Here is a 17,704-nt window from a genome sequence, read left to right as displayed (position 1 = left end):
CCCGTCAGTGGCGGGTCGCGGAGTGGATCGCGAGCAGATAGGTCGCGGTGACCGCCACCGCTCGGTCCCGGTCCTGGGTCAGGTCGGCGAGGGCGTGGTGTGCCTCGGGCCCCGGGATCTCGGCGAGTGCCTGGGTGAGCCGCGCCCGCGCGCCCGGCAAAGCGTCCTCGCTCGCCAGGCGCGCGACGACGACGCCGGCGAGCTGGTCGCCCAGCCCGTGCAGGCGCGCGAGCCGGCCGAGGATCTCGGCGGCGACGACGTCGTCGGAACCCCGCACGACCATCTCGAGCAGCTCGGGGACCACCTCGACGGCTCCCCTGCTCCCCAGCGCCAGCGAGGCGCGCTCGCGGACGACCCGGTCGGTGTGCCCCAGCGCGTCCCGCAGGGCCGACTCGGAGTCCGCGGGCTCCAGCTTGACGAGCGCCGCGACCGCCTGGCGCCGTGCCTGCTCGTCCGACGAGTGCAGGGCCTCGACGAGGTGTGGCAGGGCGTCGTCGGACGACCGGGTCAACGCCCACTGCAGGGCGCCGGCGACGTTCGGGTCGTCCTCCTCGAGCAGCGCGTCGACGATCGGCGCGGCGGGCACCGGGGTGCCGTCGGACAGCGCGGCGCGCTGCCGCCGGGACGGGTCCGACGAGTCGAGCCCCTGCATGAGCGCGACCAGGTCGAGGACGTCGCGCCACGACGTCGCCCCGCTGGCGCGCACGCCCTCCAACCGCCGCAGCAGGGCCTGCTCGCGAGCGATGCGCTCCCCCGTGCTGGCGATGAGCTCCTCGACCAGCTCGCTCGGCGCGACGTCCGCGTCGGCGAGCGTGTGCCGGATCGACTGCAGCGACAACCCCAGCGTCCGCAGGCTCTCGACCCGGAACAGGCGCCTGATGTCGTCGGGGGTGTAGTCGCGGTAGCCGTTGGCCGAGCGGCTGGTCGGCGACACCAGGCCGATGGCGTCGTAGTGCCGCAGCATCCGGGTGCTGATCCCCGCCAGCCGCGACAGCTCACCGATCCGCATCGACCCCGCCGGGCGCGCCGCTCAGCGCGACGATGCGCCGGGCCTCGTGCAGTGCGGCGTCGACGTTCGCGTCCGGGTCGTCGAGGAGCCGTTGCGTGACGAGCGCATGCGCCCGCACGTCGGCACCGCCGCGCGCCGCCGCCTCGGCCACGGGGGAACGCGCCGCGTCGCCGAGTGCGGCCAGTGCCCGGCTCAGGCTCAGTCGCAGGTCACGGCCGCCGCGGCCGAGCTGCGAGGACAGCTCCCTGGCCAACCCGGCCTCACCCCCCTCCGGCACGAGCACCACCGCGGCGCGCCACGCGCTGCGCGCCACCTCGTCGTCGGGATCCTGCATCAGCTCGGGCGTGACGGCCGGCCACGCCGCGCGGTCGGCGATCTTCGACAAGGTGTGGAGGGCCTGGCTGCGGGCCTGCGCGATGTCGCGGTCGAGCTCACGCACCAGCCGCGGCACGGTCAGCTCGACGGGATGGCGGACCAGCGCCCAGGTCAGCATGTCGCGTACGAAGAAGTCGGGCTCGACGGCGCAACGCTCGACGAGCGCGTCGACGTACTGCGGGTCCGGCCGCGTCCCCGCGGCGAGCGCGGCCTGCAGCCGGTCCGACGAGCGCGGCGCGGCGAGCCGTCCGGCCACACCGGACGGGCGAGTGGGTGTCATGGCGTCCTCCTGCCATGACACCCAAGACCTTCACACCGTGTGAAGGTCAACCCGTCCGGCGGCCATCAGTGCTCGACTGCCTTCTCCGAGCCCGCTCCGGTGAGCGACCGGACCTCCATCTCGGCGTACTTCTCGGCGTTGTGCTTCTCCCGGCTGCCGACGTAGGTGCCGATGACGCCGAGCAGGAACGACGCCGGGATGGACACGAGGCCGGGGTTGTCCAGCGGGAACCAGTGGAAGTCCACGCCCTGCAGCATCGATGCCGACCGGCCGGCGGCGTTCGGCGGCTTGCCCGAGACGGCGGGCGAGAAGACGATCAGCACGATGCAGATCGCGAGCCCGCCGTAGATGCTGAAGAGCGCGCCGGTCGTGTTGAACCGCTTCCAGTAGAGCGAGTACAGGATCGTCGGCAGGTTCGCCGAGGCCGCGACGGCGAACGCGAGCGCCACGAGGAAGGCGATGTTCTGCCCGTTCGCCAGGATGCCGCCGCCGATCGCGACGATCCCGATGACGACGGCGGTGATCCGGGCGACGCGGACCTCGTCGCGCGAGGTCGCCTGCCCCTTCTTGACGATGTTGGCGTACACGTCGTGGGCGAACGACGCCGACGCCGTGATCGTCAGGCCAGCGACGACGGCGAGGATCGTCGCGAAGGCGACGGCGGAGATCAACCCCAGCAGGAACGGCCCGCCCAGTTCGTAGGCCAGCAGCGGGGCGGCGGAGTTCGTCCCGCCCGGCGTGTTGGGGTCGCTGATCACCGCGGGTCCGACCAGCCACGCCGCGCCGTAGCCGAGCACGAGCGTGAACAGGTAGAAGATGCCGATCAGCCAGATCGACCAGACGACCGACTTCCGCGCCTCCCGGGCCGAGGGCACCGTGTAGAAGCGCATCAGGATGTGCGGCAGACCCGCGGTGCCGAGGACCAGCGCGAGCCCCAGCGAGATCAGGTCGACCTTGTTCTTGTACTGCAGGCCTGGGCCGAGGATGGCCTCGCCGTTCTTGGGGCTGTTCGCGACGGCGTCGCCGAGCAGCGTCGACAGGTTGAATCCCGTCAGCCCCAGCACCCAGATCGTCATCACCGCGGCGCCCGCGATGAGCAGCACCGCCTTGATGATCTGGACGTAGGTGGTGCCCTTCATGCCGCCGACCAGCACGTACACGATCATCAGCACGCCGACGACCGCGATGACGAGTGCCTGCTGCGCCTTTCCCGTCACCCCGATGAGCAGCGCGACGAGCCCGCCCGCGCCGGCCATCTGGGCCAGCAGGTAGAAGAACGACACGACGAGCGTCGACGTCGCCGCGGCCGCCCGGACCGGGCGTTGCCGCATCCGGAACGCCAGGACGTCGCCCATCGTGTAGCGGCCGGTGTTGCGCAGCAGTTCCGCGACCAGCAGCAGCGCCACGAGCCACGCGACGAGGAAGCCGATCGAGTACAGGAAACCGTCGTAGCCGTAGACGGCGATGGCGCCCGCGATGCCGAGGAACGACGCCGCCGAAAGGTAGTCGCCCGAGATCGCGGTCCCGTTCTGCGCGGCGGTCAACGAGCGACCGGCGGCGTAGTAGTCCGACGCCGTCGAGTTCGACCGGCCCACGCGGAACACGACGACGAGGGTGACGACGACGAACAATCCGAAGATGGCGATGTTGAGCCACGGGCTGCCGACGGTGGCGCCACCCGACTGGGCCAGCGTGGAGGTCATCGGGCCTGCTCCGCTCGCCGGGCCTCGATCTCCTCACGGAGCGCGGTCGCCGGCGGGTCGAGCCGCCGGTCGGCGTACCGCACGTAGACCATCGTGATGATGAAGGTCGTCACGAACTGCAACAGGCCGATGACGAGCCCGACGGTGATGTTCGAGCCACCCAGCCGGGTGGCCATGAAGCCGGGCGCGTAGGACGCCAGCAGCACATAGGCCAGGTACCACAGCAGGAACGCGGCGCTCATCGGGAAGACGAACCGGCGCAGTCGCGATCGCAGATCGGCGAACGCCGCGCTGCGCTGAACCTCCTGATAGACCGTTTCGGTCTGTCGGTCACCCGTCGTACTCATCGCGTCGTCTCTCCTGCATCGTCGGAGGAGGCAGATTGTCGGCATCGTGCTCGACGCAGGAAACGGCAAACGTCCGGACCGCGCCATTTGTGCTGCTCCAGAGGAGTGATGTCCACCCGATCGAGCGGATCTCGGAACGGCTTCCGATGCCCCGTGTCAGCGCCCTCGGATGGTGGAAGGGCTCCTACGGCAGGACACACCCGTCCCCCGCGCGGGCGCTCCCTCCGGTCGCCCGCGTCGCCCCCGCTGCGGGACGGATCAGACGGCGTCGGCGTCGCCCTGACCCCGACGACGACTTCGCCGGTCGGTCTGGGCGAGGATCCGCCTGCTCTCCGCGATGCGGTCCTGGCTGCTGAGCGTTGCCTGGTCGACCCAGGTGCGGGTGGCGTCCCGACCGGCTTCGGCCTGCCGTGCGACGGCACCGAAGTCGATCCGGTGATCGGCCTGCTCGCGGTCGATGCACGCCTGGTCGCGGTCCGCGGCCGAGTCGTCGCGGTCGCGACCGGAGGCGCCCCGGTCCTGGGCGGCGGCGAGACGATCGCGCGCGGCGTCGCGGCGGTCCCCGGCCGACTGGGCGCGTACCGTCCCGGTCCTCTCCAACAGCGCGATCGCGTCGTCGAGCACGCTCCTCGCCGCGGCCGCCTCGTCGGCCGTCACGACCACCGCCCCCGGCGGCGCCTGACCGAAGGCTCCACCGGCGAGGTGTTCGCGCAGCGTCCGGAGCCGGGAGAGCACCCGTACGCGCTCGGGGGCCGCCGCGTCGTCGCGGGTGCGGGCGGCGTCGTCGCGGAGGCCGGCGGCACTGTCCCGATCCCGGGACCGTGCGTCGCGCTGGTCGGCGCAGTCGTCACGGGCGGCCGCGGCGACGTCGCGATCGTCGGCAGCCGTACGGGGATCGCTACTTCGGGAGGGACCGGTCATCGCCTGCTCCAGGTGCCGTGACGGCGTGCGAGAGCCTCGCCCACGGTACCCCGCCACCGGCCGCCGGCCGGATTCGAACAGGTCCGCCTTCGCGCGCCGAAGCGGGCGCGTTGCAGGCCCGGCGATCAGGCCCGCCCTGACAGGTTCATGCCGTCCGACGGCCGAACTCCCGCGCCAGGTGCGCGCGCACCACCTCGTCCGCGACGGCGACGAGCTTGACGTTGCGTTCCTGAGAGGCCCGGATGAGCCGGTCGAACGCCTCGTCGGCGTCGATACCGTGTTGCTGCATCAGCAGACCCTTCGCCTGTCCGATCATGTCGCGGGTGGCGATCGCGCGGGTCGCCGAGGCCGCACCCTGCACCTTCAGCAGCGCGAGGGCGGCCAGCGCCGCACAGGATCGTCCCGCCTCCACCACATCCGGACCGAACGCGCCGGGGGTGCCCGACACAAGCACCAGGGCGCCGGCCGGGCGTTGCTGGTTCCCACGCAGCGGCAGCGCGAGCACCGCCCGGACACCTGCGCCGACGACCTGGTCGCGGTAGTAGGGCCACCGCACGCCCGCTCGTGCGTCGAGCAGGTCCGGCAGGGCGACGACCGTCCCGGACCGCATCGCCTCGGTTCCCGGTCCCCGTCCGGTGTCCACCTCGGTGCGCAGGCTCGCCTCCGCTCGTGGGCCGAGGGTCGCCCCCACGTCGATCAACTTGCCGGTCCGCACCAGGGCGCCGGCCGCGCCGCCGTCGGGGACGAGGGATCGGAGGACGCGCAGGGTGGGTTCGAGCACCTCCGCGATGTCGGTCGCACCGACCAGCCTGCCGGCCAGCCGGTCGAGATCGAGCGGCCGGGCACCGCCCGCGCGGCCGTCGGTCTTGCCGCGGCTCGCCGCGATGAGCCGCGCCGCCACCGCCCGGCTCGAGGAGTTCCGCTCACGGAGCACGGCGGTCGCCTCGGCGAGACTCGACGCTCGCCTCCGCAGCTCGGCGGCGTTCGCGCGGGCGATGCGGGCGGCGGCGAGGCGGACGTTCCGGTTCTCGGTCGCCGCCGGCGTGGGCCCGACGACCGAACCATCACCCGTCCGCCGGTCGATCTGCTCGTCCAGCAGCGCCAGGGTGTTCTCCACCAGCGCCAGGGTCTCCGCCAGGGCATGCACGTCGTACGGGTCGCCCGTCGTCATGTCGCTCTGCCCTCCGTGTCGTCCGTCGGCGTTCGTGTGCCGGCGTCGTCCGTCAGCGTCGTCCGTCGGGGCGGTGACCGCCGAACCATCCGTCAGAGGCCCGGTCGCGGACCTCGGGCTCCGATCGAACAAGACAGAGGGCTCCTGGACAAGCGGCGGCACGCACTCGCCCGTTGCACGTCGTGAGGGTTGGATCGTCGTCCCGTGGGAAGGAGGTCGCCGTGCGGACACTGCCACTGGTCGTCGTCGGAGGTTCTGCCGGTGGGATCGAGGCCCTGCTCGAACTCGCGGCGGAGCTCCCGGCGGACCTCCCCGCGGCCGTGCTCGTGATCGTGCACACCTCGCAACGGCCCGACACCGCGCTGGCGCGCATCCTCGCGCGCGCCGGACCACTGCCGGCGGCCCTGGCCGACGACGGGGCCCCACTGCGCCCCGGACACATCCTGGTCGCCGGACCCGGACGGCACCTGATGACCAGCCGGACCGGCACGGTGAACCTCAGCGCGGCACCGCGGGTCAACCAGCACCGCCCCGCGATCGACGTCCTGTTCGCGTCCGCGGCCAGGACGCACGGTCCCCACGTCACCGCGGCCGTGCTGTCCGGCGCCCTGGACGACGGGGCGGCGGGCGCCGCCCTGATCGCCCGGGCCGGCGGACGTGTCACGGTCCAGGACCCCGCCGACGCGCGGTTCTCGTCGATGCCCCGCGCGGTGCAGCGATCCGTGCCCGACGCCGTCGCAGCCCGGGCCTCGACGCTCGGACCCGTTCTCGCCGATCTCGCCACCTGCATGGCGCACACGGAAGACATACCGATGAGCGAACCTCGCGACACCGCCCCGGCTGCCGGCGACCTCGACCTCGTACGCAACGACGGAACCGTCCCGTCACGCATCGTCTGCCCCGAGTGCAGCGGGGCGCTGGCCCGTATCGACCTGCCGCACATCAGCTACTACCGCTGCCACGTCGGCCACCAGTACGGCCCCCAGAGCCTGGAGGCGGCACAGCGCGAAGCGGCCGAGGCGAAGCTGTGGAGCGCGGTCGCTGCGCTGGAGGAACACGCGGCTCTGGCCCGGCACCTCACCGAGAACATGCTGGACACCGTCCCCCCGGACTACGTCACCGCGGCCCAGCACTCCGCCGACCTCGCCGCGTCGCTCCGGGAGCGCATCGTGATCGCGACGCCGACGGCTCCACCGGACCCCGAGTAGCCGCTCGGGTTCGTCTCGCGGGTGCGTCGTCGTCCCGGGGCCTCGGGAGTCAGATGGGCAGTGGCCGGTTCTCCGCGACGGTCTTCATGACGAGCGTCGAGCTCACCCGCTGCACGCCCGGCAGGGCCGCCAGCCGGTCGTCGTAGAGCTCCTGGAACGCGGCGAGGTCGCGCGTCAGGACGCGGAGCATGTAGTCGGGGTCGCCGAAGAGCCGCTGGGCCTCGACCACGTTGGGGATCTCGACGACGGCGGCCTCGAAGGCGTGCACCGTGTCGCGGTCGGAGCCCCGCATCGTCACGAACAGCAGCGCGTCGAAGCCGAGGCCGAGTGTCGGCGCGTGGAGCTGCGCCCGGTAGCCGCTGATCGCTCCCGACGCCTCCAGCGCGCGCAGCCGGCGATGACACGGCGACACGCTCAGCCGGACCCGCTCGGCGAGCTCGGTGACGGACAACCGGCCGTCGTGCTGTAGCTCGGCAAGAATTTGTCGGTCGACGGCGTCCACGCGCCAGATTCTTCCCCATCAACGCCGTGTCCAGGGAAAACTTGGGAACATCTTCGGCCGCACGGTTCCTACCTTGTCCGTAGGAGTCGATGTGGCAGGAGGAGAGAATGGCGGCCGGCACCGTTGTCGCGTTCTGGGTGGTCTCGTTGGTGTTCGTCCTGACGCCCGGCGCCGACTGGGCCTACCTGCTCGCCGCGGGCGTGCGCCACCGCAGCGTCGTTCCGGCGGTCGGCGGCCTGGTCGCCGGACACCTGCTCGCGACCGTCGCGGTGGCCGCAGGGACTGCGGCGCTCCTTGCCCGGATCCCGGCGGTCATGGTGGGTCTCACCGTCGCGGGGGCCGCGTATCTCGTCTGGCTCGGTGGGACGGCGCTGCTCCGGCCCGCCGCCCCGCAGCTCGCGACGCCGGACGGCGGTCCGGTGCCGGGTTCGTGGTTGCGGCAGGCCGGGACCGGGCTGGGCACCTCCGGGCTGAACCCGAAGGTGTTCCTGCTGATCCTGGCGCTGCTGCCGCAGTTCACCGACCCCGGCGGGCCCTGGCCGGTGACCGCCCAGATCCTGTTCCTCGGTCTCGTGCACGTCGCCAACTGCGCACTGGTCTACCTCGGCGTCGCGACCGGTGCCCGCGTGGTGCTGCGGGCCCGACCGGCTGCCGCGACGGTCGTCGGCCGGATCTCGGGGGTCGTGATGGTCGGGCTCGGTGTGGCGATGGTCGTCGGGCAGCTCGTCCACCGGGTCTGACCGCGGCCCACCGGACGTCCGGCCCGGTCGCCGCGGCGGGGACGCGATCAGCTCGACGCCCGCCGCACCGGGTCCTCGGCGCGGAGGCACCCGTCGGCGACGAGGACGGTCCGGTCGGCGACGCGCTCGATCAACGGCAGGTCGTGGCTGATCAGCAGCACCGTCGTGCCGTGATCGTGGCGCAGCGCGGCGATCGCGGCGAGCAGGTGGTCACGATGTGCGGCGTCGAGAGCGGCGGTGACCTCGTCGCACACCAGGACGGCCGGACGCGCGACGAGCGCGCGAGCGACGGCGGCCCGCTGGAGCTGGCCGCCGGACAGCGTCGCCGGACGGCGGGCCGCCACGTCGGGCGCGACACCGAGTCGGGCCAACAGCTTCCCCGCCTCCTCCCGGGCCGCGGCGGCCGGGAGGTCGCGCAGCAGCGTCGCCGGGCGGGCGACCTGGTCGAGCACCGGGCTGCGGGCGAGGAACGTCGCGCGCGGGTCCTGGTGGACGTACTGCACCGCGCGACGCTGGGGCCGGCTGCGGCGGCCGATCCGGGCGGGCAGCGTGGCGCCGTCGACCCGGACCGTGCCGCGGACGTCGACGAGGCCGGCGATCCCGCGGCCCAGCGTCGTCTTGCCCGCCCCCGACGGCCCGACGACGGCGACCATCTCGCCGGCCGTCGCGTCGAGGTCGATGCCGCGCAGGATCAGCCGACCGGCCCGGTCGGCCACGGTGAGCCCGCGGACCTCGAGCCGGGCCCGTCCGGGTACCGGGCTCGCCGGGACGTGCCGCGGTGCCGCGCATCCGAGCAGCTCCGCCACCGTCCCGCGGGCGAGGACCCGGCCGCGGTCGAGCCGCAGCGCCCGGCCGCCGAGCGCGCGGGCGACCTCCTCGTCGTGGGTGAGCAGGACCAGCGCCGTCCCGGCGTCGCGCAGCGCGGCGAGCCGGTCGACGAGCTCGGCGGACGTCGCGGGGTCCAGGCTCGTCGTCGGCTCGTCGAGGACGAGCACCGCGGGTCCGGTGACCAGCGTCTGCGCCAGCGCCGCACGCTGCTGCTGCCCCCCGGAGAGCTGGTGCGGGAAGCGACGCAGCAGGGCCGGGTCGAAACGGGCTGCCTCGCAGGCGGCGCCGACCGCCTCGGCACGGGCGGCCCGGTCGTCGTGCACGAGCGCCGCCAGCTCGCGCAGCACCCCACCGACGCGCCGTACCGGGTCGAGCACGGCACCGGGGTGCTGTGGCAGCAGCGCGACGCGCGTCGGTCGTGAGCGGCGATCGTCGCCATGGCGGCCGTCGCCGCTCACAGGACGGACGGTGCCGGAGAGTGCCACGCCGGGTGCCGACTCCCCGAGCAGGGCCAGGCCGAGCGTGCTCTTGCCCGCCCCCGAGTCGCCCAGCACAGCGAGCACCTCGCCGCGGTCCAGCACCAGGTCGACGTCGTGGAGCAGCCGGTGCTCCCCCGCGTCGGCGCACAGCCCGTCGACCTCCAGCACCGTCACGCTCGACGCTCCAGCAGGTCGTCGACCAGCAGGTTCGTCCCCGCGCACAGTGCGACGAGCAACCCCGCGGGCAGCAGCACGGCCGACGGCCGCAGGAACAACGCCGTCATGTTCTGGTCGACGACCACCGCCCAGTCGACCACCGCCGGATCGAGCCCGACGCCCAGGAAGTTCGCAGCCGACAGCAGCCCGACCACACCGGACACCCGCGTCGTCGCGTCGACGAGCACGGGCGGCAGCACCCGGCGCCCCGTCTCGACGATCCGCACACGCCACCAGGGCTCGCCGCCCATCGTCATCGCCTCGAGCGTCGCGAGGCACGACGGTGCCGCCGCCGCACCGCGCACCAGCCGCACGACATAGGGCACCTGTACCAGCGCCACCGCGAGGACGAGCCAGCCGATCCCGTTCCGCCCGGTCGCGGCGAGCACCATCAGCACCAGCAACGACGGCAGCGCCAGCAGGACGTCGAGCAGCCCGATCGTCAGCCCCTCCAGGATCCGCCCGCGCGCGGCGACGAGCAGCCCGATCGGCACCGCGACGGCATAGGCGAGCACCAGCGACGCCAACGTCAGCGACACCACCGTCGTCCCACCGACGAGGACGAGGCCGAGCAGGTCCCGGCCGAGGACGTCGGTCCCGAGCAGATGCCCGGGCCCGGGCTGCTGCAGCGGGACGCCGCCCGGTGCCGTCGACGGCGCGAGTACCGGGCCGACGACCGCGACCAGCAGCGGCACCGCGAGCAGCACCCAGCCGAGCACCCGGAGTACCCGCCGGGTCGTCCGGCCGCGGAGCCGGGCGCGCCGCGGCATCGCCGGCGCGACGGCGAGCTCGGTCAACGGGCCGAGTGTCGTCACAGCCGTACCGCCTGCGGCACGAGCCGGGCCGACGCCAGGTCCGCGACCAGGTTGACCACGACCGTCGTCGCCGCGAAGAGCAGCGCGTACGCCTGGACGACGGGCAGGTCGCGGGTCTGCACTGCCGCCACGAAGCCGGACCCGAGACCGGGCAGCGCGAACAACGCCTCGACGACGAGCACCCCGCCGAGCAGCCCGTCGACGGTGCGGGCGAACTGCTGCAGCGACGGCACCACCCCGGCGGGCAGCACGTGGCGCAGCAGGACCGTGCGCTCGGCCAGCCCGAGCCGGCGCAGGTGCGCGACGTGCTCGGCCGCGTCCGCCTCCACGACGCCGATGCGGACCTGCCGGGCGAGCCGGCCCAGCTGGTTGGACACCAGGATCGCGACGGGCAGCACCAGCATCGGCGCCGTCAGCCCGGAGAGCCCGACGGTGCCCGCGGCCGTCGCCGGCAGCCAGCCGAGCTGGAGCGCGAACAGCGCGACGAGCAGCAGCCCCAACGCGAAGTCGGGAACGGCGTGCGCGACGGTCGTCGCCGCGGTGATCAGCCGGTCCGCCGGCGACCCGGGATGCCGGCCACCGTAGAGGCCGAGCACCACGACGAGCGGGACCAGGACCACCACGGCGAGCAGCGCCAGCACGACGGTGAGGCCCAGCCGCGACCCGATGTCGTCGACCACCGGGCGCCCCGTGGCGATCGACCTGCCGAGGTCGCCGTGCACGAGACCGCCCACCCAGTCGGCGAACTGCGCCCACACCGGCCGGTCGAGGCCCAGCTGACCGCGCAGCATCTCGATCTGCTCGGGCGTCGCGAGCGGGCCCAGTACCACCTCGGCCGTGTCGCCGGGCAGGAACGTCGTCAGCACGAAGACACCGACCGACACCGCGACGAGCTGCAGCAGCGCCAGGCCGACCCGCATCCCGGCCCGCGCGGTCACCCCAGCGACGCCTTGGCGAAGTTCGCCCAGTCGAACGTGTTGGGGCGAAAGCCCTGCAGACCCTTGACGTCCCCGTGCACGCCGACGATCCAGTCACTGATGCCCCAGATCGGCGAGGCGATGTTGTCGTGGATGCGGGTGAGCGCGCTGCCGATCGCGGCCGCGCGGGCACCCTCGTCGGGGTCGGCGAGGGCCTGCGCGTGCAGCCTGTCGATCTCGGGGTCGACGTACTTGCTGAAGCTGTTCGTGAGCGCCGACGACAGCTGCGTCGTCGCGATCCAGTTCTGGACGGGCAGCGTCCCGGTGCGACTGAAGTGCATGGTCGCGTTCTTGCGCACGTCGGCGAAGTAGGTCTCCGGCGGGACGTTCCTGACCTGGGCGGTCAGCCCGATCTCGGCGAGCTGGGCGACGATCAGCTGGGTCGCGGCCGGCCAGGACGGGTCGGTGACGCCGGTGGAGAGCTCGACCGTCGTCACGCCGGACTCGGCGACGAGTGCCTTCGCCCGGTCGACGTCGCGGGTTCGCTGTGGGACCGCGTCCGGGTAGTACCGCAGGCCCTTCCCGAACATGTCGTTGCCCGGCTGACCGCGGCCGAGGAGGGCGACGCGGGCGAGCGCCTCGCGGTCGAGGCCGAGCACGAGCGCCTGGCGCAGCCGGGGGTCGTCGAACGGTGGGCGGTCGTGCTTGACGTAGAGGAACTGGAACGCCGCGCCCGGGGCGGTGAGGACCTGCGCCCGCGAGTCCGACGCGAGCTGTTGCGCGCTGGTCGCGCGGATGTCGTGGGCGTACTCGATCTGACCGGAGAGCAGGGCACCGACGCGGGCGCTCTCGTCGGCGACGGGGAGGAACTCGAGCTCGTCGAGCGCGGGGGCGCCGTCCCAGTAGGCGTCGTTGCGTCGGTAGAGCGCCGGTCCGCCGGGGGTGAACGACACGAACCGGAACGGCCCGGAGCCGACGGGTGCGGCGAAGCTCGTCGTGCCCTCCGGGACGATCTCGCTGCCGTAGGAGCCGAGCGCGACGGGGAACAGGTGGTTGGGCGCGCCGAGCACGATCTCCAGCTCGCGGTCGTTCACCGCGCGGCTCGCGGCGAAGTCGATGCCCGTGAACAGGGCCGCGGCACTCGCCGTCGTGGCCGGGTCGGCGATCCGCCGGTAGGTGTAGAGGACGTCCGTGGCCCGGACGGGACGGCCGTCGTGGAACGACGCCTGCCGCAACCGGATCCGCCAACGGGTACCGGTGGCGTCGGGCTCCCAGGACTCGGCGAGCCGCGGCGTGCAGGACATGTCCTGTTCCCAGCGGCCGAGGGTGTCGAAGCAGGCCTTGGCGCGGGCCTGGTCCATGAACTGGGGCAACCTGTGCGGATCGAGCGTCTCCTGCGCCCCGCCGGCGACGAACGCCGCGCGCAGCCGTCCACCCGTCTGCGGCGCACCGCCCGCGCCGCCGTTCGCACAGGCCGCGAGCGTTGCGAGAGCACCCGCGCCGGCGACCCCGGCGAGGAAGGAACGGCGGGAGACGGGCACAGGGGACCTCCGAGCGTCGCAGCAGAAGCGCAGCGGTCAGAATACTCATCTGAGCAGACAAACAGATATAGTCCGGGCGAACCGGAGACACGGAGGTGCGACGGATGCCGACCCGCGACCGGGCCCGGTACTGGCTCGACCGGTGGGACCGCCAGCAGGAGCACTACATGCCCGACCGCGAGGAGCGGTTCGCGGTGATCGCGGACGTCGTGGAGGAGGTCGTCCGGCGCCCCGACCCGCTGATCGTCGACCTCGGGACCGGACCCGGCTCGCTCGCCGTCCGGCTGCTCGAGCGGCTCCCCGGGGCCCGGGTCGTGGGTATCGACGCCGACCCGCTGCTGCGCGGCCTCGCCGATCTCGCGCACGGCTCCGACCGGCTGCGGACCGTCGCCGGCGACCTGCGCGAGGACACCTGGTTCGCGGCGCTGGGCCTCGACCGGGCGCCCGACGCGTTCGTCAGCACCACGGCGCTGCACTGGATGAACCGGGGGCCGTTACGTGCGTTGATCTCCCGCTGCGGCGCGGAGCTGGCACCCGGCGGGGTGTTCGTCGACGGCGACCACCTCTACGAGGGCCCCGTCGCCCCTCGGCTCGACGCACTCGCCCGCTCGCTCACCGCCCGACGGGCCGTCCGGACCGGCACCGACCGCCCCGAGGACTGGCAGACGTGGTGGCGCGCCGTCGACGAGGCGCCCGAGCTCGCCGACCTCGTCAAGGCGCGCGCCGGCGGTTTCGCCCACGTCGTCGACGACAGACCGACGGTCCACGACTACCTCACGTTCCTGCTCGAGGCCGGGTTCGCCGAGGCCGGGACCGTGTGGCAGGTCGGTGACGACCGGGTGATCGTCGGCATCCGGTAAGCGGCTGCAACCCCAGTGCTGTGCGGACGCGCGAGCGCGACGCTCAGGTTGCGCTCGGGCCTCGACGCCGACCTGAGAAGGCTGCTCAGAGTTTGCGCCCCAGCAGGTCGGCCTGCTCGTGCAGGATCGGCAGGAAGTCCTTGCGCATCCGGCTCATCGAAATCCGCGCGGCCGTCGCGCTCACCGACATCGCGGCGACCACGTGGTTGCGGGAGTCGAGCACCGGCACCGCGAGCGAGCGCAGCCCGTACTCCAGCTCCTCGTCGGTGAACGCTGCGCGTTCCTCGCGGGCCCGGTGCACGCGGTCCCGGATCTCGGCCGCGGTCCGCGGGGTCTTCGGCGTCCGCGGCTGGGGCGTGCAGCGAGCGAGGTAGACCTCGAGGTCCGCCTCCGTCAGGCCCGCCAGCAGCACGTGCCCGGTCGCCGACGCGTAGGCGGGCACGGCCGCCCCGACCCGGACGCCGGTGTTCACGATCCGCCTCGCCTCGCTGCGGGCGATGAACAGCGCGTCGTCGTTCTGCAGGACGGCGAGCGACGCGGACTCCTGCACGTTCTCACGCACGGCCGCCAGGTGCGGCCCCGCCAGCTGGGGCAGGGCGGTCGACTCGACATAGGCGTCACCCAGCCGCAACAGCCGCGGCGTCGGCGCGAAGTACCTGCCGTCGTGGGTGAGGTACCCGACCTCGACGAGGGTGAGCAGGCAACGGCGCGCCACCGCGCGGCTCAGCCCGGTCAACTCGGCGGCCTCGCTGATCGTGAGCGACGGTCTGGCCTGGCCGAAGTGTTCGAGGATCGCCAGTCCCTTGGCCAGCCCGGCCATTCCCTCGGCTGCGGGCATGGTCCTCCTCCGAGACCCGGGTTGACGACAGGGTCCACCCACGTCTTCAATGTGTTCGATATTCGGATCGTAGTTCGATTATCGAACACATTAGCAGGGGGCGCCGCGCCCGTCGAGCGGCGCCGGACGGGAGGAACCGACGATGGATCGCCTCAGCGGCACGGTCGTGGGGCGCGCGCCCGACAGGAGTTGGCCGCAGTCGCTGAGCCGCGTCCCGTACTGGGTGTTCCAGGACGAGGAGGTCTACCGTGCCGAGCAGGACCGGATCTTCCACGGGCCGACCTGGAGCTACCTCTGCCTGGAGGCGGAGCTCGCCGAGCCCGGTGACTTCTGCGCGACCTTCATCGGCGAGCAGCCGGTCCTCGTCACCCGCGACGTCGACGGCGAGATCTACGCATTCGAGAACCGCTGTGCCCACCGCGGGGCACTGATCGCGATGGCCGACCACGGCTCGGCCCGCGAGTTCACCTGCGTCTACCACGCCTGGACCTACAACCTGCAGGGCGACCTGACCGCGGTCGCCTTCGCCGAGGGCGTCCAGGGCCGGGGCGGCATGCCGGCCGGGTTCTGCATGAACGACCACGGCCCGCGCAAGCTGCGCATCGCCGTGGTCCACGGCCTGGTGTTCGGCACCCTGTCGAACGACCTTCCCGACATCGAGGAGTACCTCGGCGAACAGATCCTCGACCGGATCGACCGGGTGCTCGGCGGCCGGACGCCGGTGGTGCTGGGCCGCTTCACGCAGCGGCTGCCCAACAACTGGAAGCTGTACGCGGAGAACGTCCGGGACAGCTACCACGCGAGCATCCTGCACCTGTTCTTCACCACCTTCGGCATCAACCGGCTCTCCCAGCGGGGCGGCATCATCGTCGACCGCTCCGGCGGGCATCACGTGAGCTACTCCGCGATCGACCGCACCGCCGTGGCCGACACCGAGTACAGCCAGCAGAACATCCGGTCCGAGTCGGAGTACCGGCTCGCCGACCCGTCGATCCTGGAGGGCTTCAGCGAGGTCGGGGACGACGTGACGCTGCAGATCCTGTCCGTCTACCCAGGGTTCGTGCTGCAGCAGATCCAGAACTCCGTCGCCGTGCGCCAGATCCTGCCCCGTGGCACCGACGACACGGTGCTGAACTGGACCTATCTCGGTTTCGAGTCCGATACCGAGGAGCAACGCCTGGTACGGATGAAGCAGTCCAACCTGGTCGGGCCCGCCGGATACGTCTCGATGGAGGACGGTGGGATCGGCGGGTTCGTGCAACGCGGCATCGCCGGCGCGTCGGACGAGTACGCGACGCTCCAGATGGGCGGCGAGACAGCGGAGTCGAGCGCGAGCCGGGTGACCGAGGCCTCCGTCCGCGGGTTCTGGCAGGCGTACCGCGCGTCGATGGGCTTCGTCGCCGACGACGCCGCACCGCTGCACGAGATCGGTGAGCACGAGCTGTCCCGGATCACCCGCGAGGGGCACGCGTGATGGACAACCAGACTGCGATCGCCCGCGCCCAGGCGCACTACGCCCGCTGCATCGACGACGGGCCGCTCGACGATTGGCCGCTCTTCTTCACCGAGGACTGCCATTACCGGATCACCACCGCGGACAACTACTCCCGCGGCCTGCCCGCCGGCGTGATCTGGGCCGACACCCGCGGGATGCTCCGGGACCGGGTGTCGGCGCTGCAGGAGGCCAACATCTACGAACCGCACGTCTATCGGCACATGCTGGGCCTGCCCGCGGTCCTCTCCGAGTCGGGCGGCGACGTGCGGAGCGAGACGCCGTTCGTCGTGATGCGCGTGACCGGCGGGGGCCCGACCGACGTGTTCGCGACCGGCCGCTACGTCGACCGGTACCACCTCGCGGACGGCCGGGCACTGCTGCGCGAACGGGTCGTGGTGTGCGACAGCAAGGAGATCGACACGCTGCTGGCGCTGCCGCTGTGAGCCGCGTGCTGCTGGCCGTCGGCGACCCCAACGGCATCGGCCCGGAGATCGCCGTCGCCGCGGCGGCCGCCGCGCAGGAACCGCCGGTACTCGTCGGCGACCGCCACGTGCTCGCCGGGCACGCGGCCGCGGCCGGGGTGCGGCTGCGCGAGCACGTCCCGGACGTACCGCCCGAGGCCGGCGTGCTGGACCTCGTCGACGTCGCCGCGCTGCCGGAGGACGCCTTCCGGCCCGGCACGGTCAGCGCCGAGGCGGGCGCGGCGACGGTCCGGTACGTCAGCACCGCGGTCGCGCTCGCACTCGGCGGCGGCTACCGCGGAATCGTGGCCTGCCCCCACTCGGAGACCGCGGTGCACGCCGCGGGCATCGCGTTCCGCGGCTACCCCCCGCTCATCGCCCAGCTCACCGGGGTGCCCGAGGACCGGGTGTTCCTACTGCTCTCCGGGGGCGGACTCGACATCGTGCACGCCACGCTGCACGAACGTCTCGCCGACGGCCTCGCCAGGCTCACTCCCGAACTCGTCACAGCTGCGGGGCAGGCGCTGCACGGCGCTCTGCGGTCCTTCGGGGTCCCGCAACCGCGGATCGGGGTGATGGGCGTGAACCCGCACGCGAGCGAGGGCGGCCTGTTCGGTGACGACGACGAGCGGGTCACGGTGCCCGCTGTCGCCGCGCTGCGCGAGCTCGGCGTCGACGCGGTCGGACCCACCGGTTCCGACGTGCTGCTCACCACCCCGGGCCACGACGGATTCGTGGCGATGTACCACGACCAGGGCCACGTGCCGGTCAAGCTGCTGGCGGGCCGCACGGCGACGGCGATGACCGTCGGTGCGGGGGTGGCGTTCAGCAGCGTCGGCCACGGTACCGCCTTCGACATCGCCGGGCGTGGCGTCGCCGATCCTGCCGCCGTGGTCCGTGCGCTGGCCCGGTTCGGACGAACGAAGGAGACCACCGCGTGAGTTGCCCTGTGTCAAGCCGCCGCTGGTTGATCTTGGTTGAGGACGCGTTGAAGGGCG

The 17,704-nt window shown here is 72.9% G+C and carries 18 protein-coding genes; 6 read left to right on the top strand and 12 right to left on the bottom strand.

Annotated features, from left to right (window positions below; genetic code table 11):
• Positions 1-4: 4 nt before the first annotated feature.
• From PSD17_RS05635 to PSD17_RS05610, 6 genes are all read right to left on the bottom strand, one after another.
• Positions 5-1,009 carry a MerR family transcriptional regulator gene (locus PSD17_RS05635; RefSeq protein ID WP_339121984.1) on the bottom strand — a complete coding sequence of 335 codons (1,005 nt, stop codon included), beginning with the start codon at positions 1,007-1,009 and terminating at the stop codon, positions 5-7.
• Positions 996-1,664, bottom strand: a complete 669-nt coding sequence (locus tag PSD17_RS05630; protein ID WP_013672308.1) for a HEAT repeat domain-containing protein — start codon at positions 1,662-1,664, stop codon at positions 996-998. Before PSD17_RS05630 ends, PSD17_RS05635 begins: the two co-directional genes overlap by 14 nt.
• A 65-nt stretch (positions 1,665-1,729) precedes the next feature.
• Positions 1,730-3,367: a solute symporter family protein gene (locus PSD17_RS05625; RefSeq protein ID WP_013672307.1), complete on the bottom strand. Its 1,638-nt coding sequence runs from the start codon at positions 3,365-3,367 to the stop codon at positions 1,730-1,732.
• Entirely contained in the window at positions 3,364-3,714 is a 351-nt protein-coding gene (locus PSD17_RS05620; RefSeq protein ID WP_013672306.1) for a DUF485 domain-containing protein, read from the bottom strand. Before PSD17_RS05620 ends, PSD17_RS05625 begins: the two co-directional genes overlap by 4 nt.
• A gap of 258 nt (positions 3,715-3,972) precedes the next feature.
• Positions 3,973-4,635: a hypothetical protein gene (locus PSD17_RS05615; protein WP_339121980.1), complete on the bottom strand. Its 663-nt coding sequence runs from the start codon at positions 4,633-4,635 to the stop codon at positions 3,973-3,975.
• Positions 4,636-4,780: 145 nt separating this feature from the next.
• Positions 4,781-5,806, bottom strand: a complete 1,026-nt coding sequence (locus PSD17_RS05610) for a GAF and ANTAR domain-containing protein (protein WP_339121978.1) — start codon at positions 5,804-5,806, stop codon at positions 4,781-4,783.
• Positions 5,807-6,027: 221 nt separating this feature from the next.
• On the opposite strand from PSD17_RS05610, the gene PSD17_RS05605 reads away from it, so the two are divergent.
• The gene (locus PSD17_RS05605; RefSeq protein WP_339121976.1) at positions 6,028-7,014 is read left to right on the top strand and encodes a chemotaxis protein CheB; all 987 of its coding nucleotides are present in this window, start codon (positions 6,028-6,030) and stop codon (positions 7,012-7,014) included.
• 49 nt (positions 7,015-7,063) lie between these two features.
• On the opposite strand, the gene PSD17_RS05600 is transcribed toward PSD17_RS05605, so the two are convergent.
• Positions 7,064-7,516 carry an Lrp/AsnC family transcriptional regulator gene (locus PSD17_RS05600; RefSeq protein ID WP_013672302.1) on the bottom strand — a complete coding sequence of 151 codons (453 nt, stop codon included), beginning with the start codon at positions 7,514-7,516 and terminating at the stop codon, positions 7,064-7,066.
• A 107-nt stretch (positions 7,517-7,623) separates the two neighbouring features.
• Here PSD17_RS05600 and PSD17_RS05595 point away from each other — a divergent pair, with 107 nt between their 5' ends.
• Positions 7,624-8,256 carry a LysE family translocator gene (locus tag PSD17_RS05595; protein WP_013672301.1) on the top strand — a complete coding sequence of 211 codons (633 nt, stop codon included), beginning with the start codon at positions 7,624-7,626 and terminating at the stop codon, positions 8,254-8,256.
• 47 nt (positions 8,257-8,303) lie between these two features.
• Here the strand turns inward: PSD17_RS05595 and PSD17_RS05590 are convergent, their stop codons facing one another.
• The 4 genes from PSD17_RS05590 to PSD17_RS05575 are packed head-to-tail and all read right to left on the bottom strand — an operon-like array spanning position 8,304 to position 13,052.
• Complete coding sequence (locus PSD17_RS05590) at positions 8,304-9,737, bottom strand: ABC transporter ATP-binding protein (protein ID WP_339121974.1); 1,434 nt, start codon at positions 9,735-9,737, stop codon at positions 8,304-8,306.
• Positions 9,734-10,576, bottom strand: a complete 843-nt coding sequence (locus PSD17_RS05585; protein WP_233899252.1) for an ABC transporter permease — start codon at positions 10,574-10,576, stop codon at positions 9,734-9,736. The genes PSD17_RS05590 and PSD17_RS05585 overlap by 4 nt, the downstream gene beginning before the upstream one ends.
• 14 nt (positions 10,577-10,590) lie before the next feature.
• Positions 10,591-11,532, bottom strand: a complete 942-nt coding sequence (locus PSD17_RS05580; RefSeq protein WP_339121972.1) for an ABC transporter permease — start codon at positions 11,530-11,532, stop codon at positions 10,591-10,593.
• The gene (locus PSD17_RS05575; protein WP_339121970.1) at positions 11,529-13,052 is read right to left on the bottom strand and encodes an ABC transporter substrate-binding protein; all 1,524 of its coding nucleotides are present in this window, start codon (positions 13,050-13,052) and stop codon (positions 11,529-11,531) included. The genes PSD17_RS05580 and PSD17_RS05575 overlap by 4 nt, the downstream gene beginning before the upstream one ends.
• Before the next feature lie 104 nt (positions 13,053-13,156).
• Between PSD17_RS05575 and PSD17_RS05570 the strand changes: the two genes are divergently transcribed.
• Positions 13,157-13,912 carry a class I SAM-dependent methyltransferase gene (locus PSD17_RS05570; protein WP_013672296.1) on the top strand — a complete coding sequence of 252 codons (756 nt, stop codon included), beginning with the start codon at positions 13,157-13,159 and terminating at the stop codon, positions 13,910-13,912.
• Between the two features lie 85 nt (positions 13,913-13,997).
• Here PSD17_RS05570 and PSD17_RS05565 read toward each other — a convergent pair whose 3' ends face one another.
• Positions 13,998-14,750, bottom strand: a complete 753-nt coding sequence (locus PSD17_RS05565) for an IclR family transcriptional regulator domain-containing protein (RefSeq protein WP_339121968.1) — start codon at positions 14,748-14,750, stop codon at positions 13,998-14,000.
• Between the two features lie 142 nt (positions 14,751-14,892).
• On the opposite strand from PSD17_RS05565, the gene PSD17_RS05560 reads away from it, so the two are divergent.
• Genes PSD17_RS05560 through PSD17_RS05550 form a run of 3 tightly spaced genes read left to right on the top strand, consistent with a single transcriptional unit; the run spans position 14,893 to position 17,647 of the window.
• Positions 14,893-16,224 (top strand): aromatic ring-hydroxylating dioxygenase subunit alpha, encoded by a 1,332-nt coding sequence (locus PSD17_RS05560; RefSeq protein WP_339121966.1) that lies wholly within the window; start codon positions 14,893-14,895, stop codon positions 16,222-16,224.
• Entirely contained in the window at positions 16,224-16,688 is a 465-nt protein-coding gene (locus tag PSD17_RS05555; protein ID WP_013672294.1) for an aromatic-ring-hydroxylating dioxygenase subunit beta, read from the top strand. The genes PSD17_RS05560 and PSD17_RS05555 overlap by 1 nt, the downstream gene beginning before the upstream one ends.
• Complete coding sequence (locus PSD17_RS05550) at positions 16,685-17,647, top strand: PdxA family dehydrogenase (RefSeq protein ID WP_013672293.1); 963 nt, start codon at positions 16,685-16,687, stop codon at positions 17,645-17,647. The genes PSD17_RS05555 and PSD17_RS05550 overlap by 4 nt, the downstream gene beginning before the upstream one ends.
• The last annotated feature ends 57 nt before the right edge of the window (positions 17,648-17,704 follow it).

The organism is Pseudonocardia sp. D17 (assembly GCF_036984265.1).
Lineage (GTDB): Bacteria > Actinomycetota > Actinomycetes > Mycobacteriales > Pseudonocardiaceae > Pseudonocardia > Pseudonocardia benzenivorans.
This window is presented reverse-complemented; position numbering and strand designations above follow the sequence as displayed.

Bases quoted from the DNA above. Each gene is read 5' to 3' on its own strand.
- PSD17_RS05595 (WP_013672301.1), top strand. From the start codon at position 7,624: ATGGCGGCCGGCACCGTTGTCGCGTTCTGGGTGGTCTCGTTGGTGTTC.
- PSD17_RS05635 (WP_339121984.1), bottom strand. From the start codon at position 1,009: ATGCGGATCGGTGAGCTGTCGCGGCTGGCGGGGATCAGCACCCGGATG.
- PSD17_RS05630 (WP_013672308.1), bottom strand. From the start codon at position 1,664: ATGACACCCACTCGCCCGTCCGGTGTGGCCGGACGGCTCGCCGCGCCG.
- PSD17_RS05625 (WP_013672307.1), bottom strand. From the start codon at position 3,367: ATGACCTCCACGCTGGCCCAGTCGGGTGGCGCCACCGTCGGCAGCCCG.
- PSD17_RS05570 (WP_013672296.1), top strand. From the start codon at position 13,157: ATGCCGACCCGCGACCGGGCCCGGTACTGGCTCGACCGGTGGGACCGC.
- PSD17_RS05620 (WP_013672306.1), bottom strand. From the start codon at position 3,714: ATGAGTACGACGGGTGACCGACAGACCGAAACGGTCTATCAGGAGGTT.
- PSD17_RS05610 (WP_339121978.1), bottom strand. From the start codon at position 5,806: ATGACGACGGGCGACCCGTACGACGTGCATGCCCTGGCGGAGACCCTG.
- PSD17_RS05560 (WP_339121966.1), top strand. From the start codon at position 14,893: ATGGATCGCCTCAGCGGCACGGTCGTGGGGCGCGCGCCCGACAGGAGT.
- PSD17_RS05615 (WP_339121980.1), bottom strand. From the start codon at position 4,635: ATGACCGGTCCCTCCCGAAGTAGCGATCCCCGTACGGCTGCCGACGAT.
- PSD17_RS05555 (WP_013672294.1), top strand. From the start codon at position 16,224: ATGGACAACCAGACTGCGATCGCCCGCGCCCAGGCGCACTACGCCCGC.
- PSD17_RS05565 (WP_339121968.1), bottom strand. From the start codon at position 14,750: ATGCCCGCAGCCGAGGGAATGGCCGGGCTGGCCAAGGGACTGGCGATC.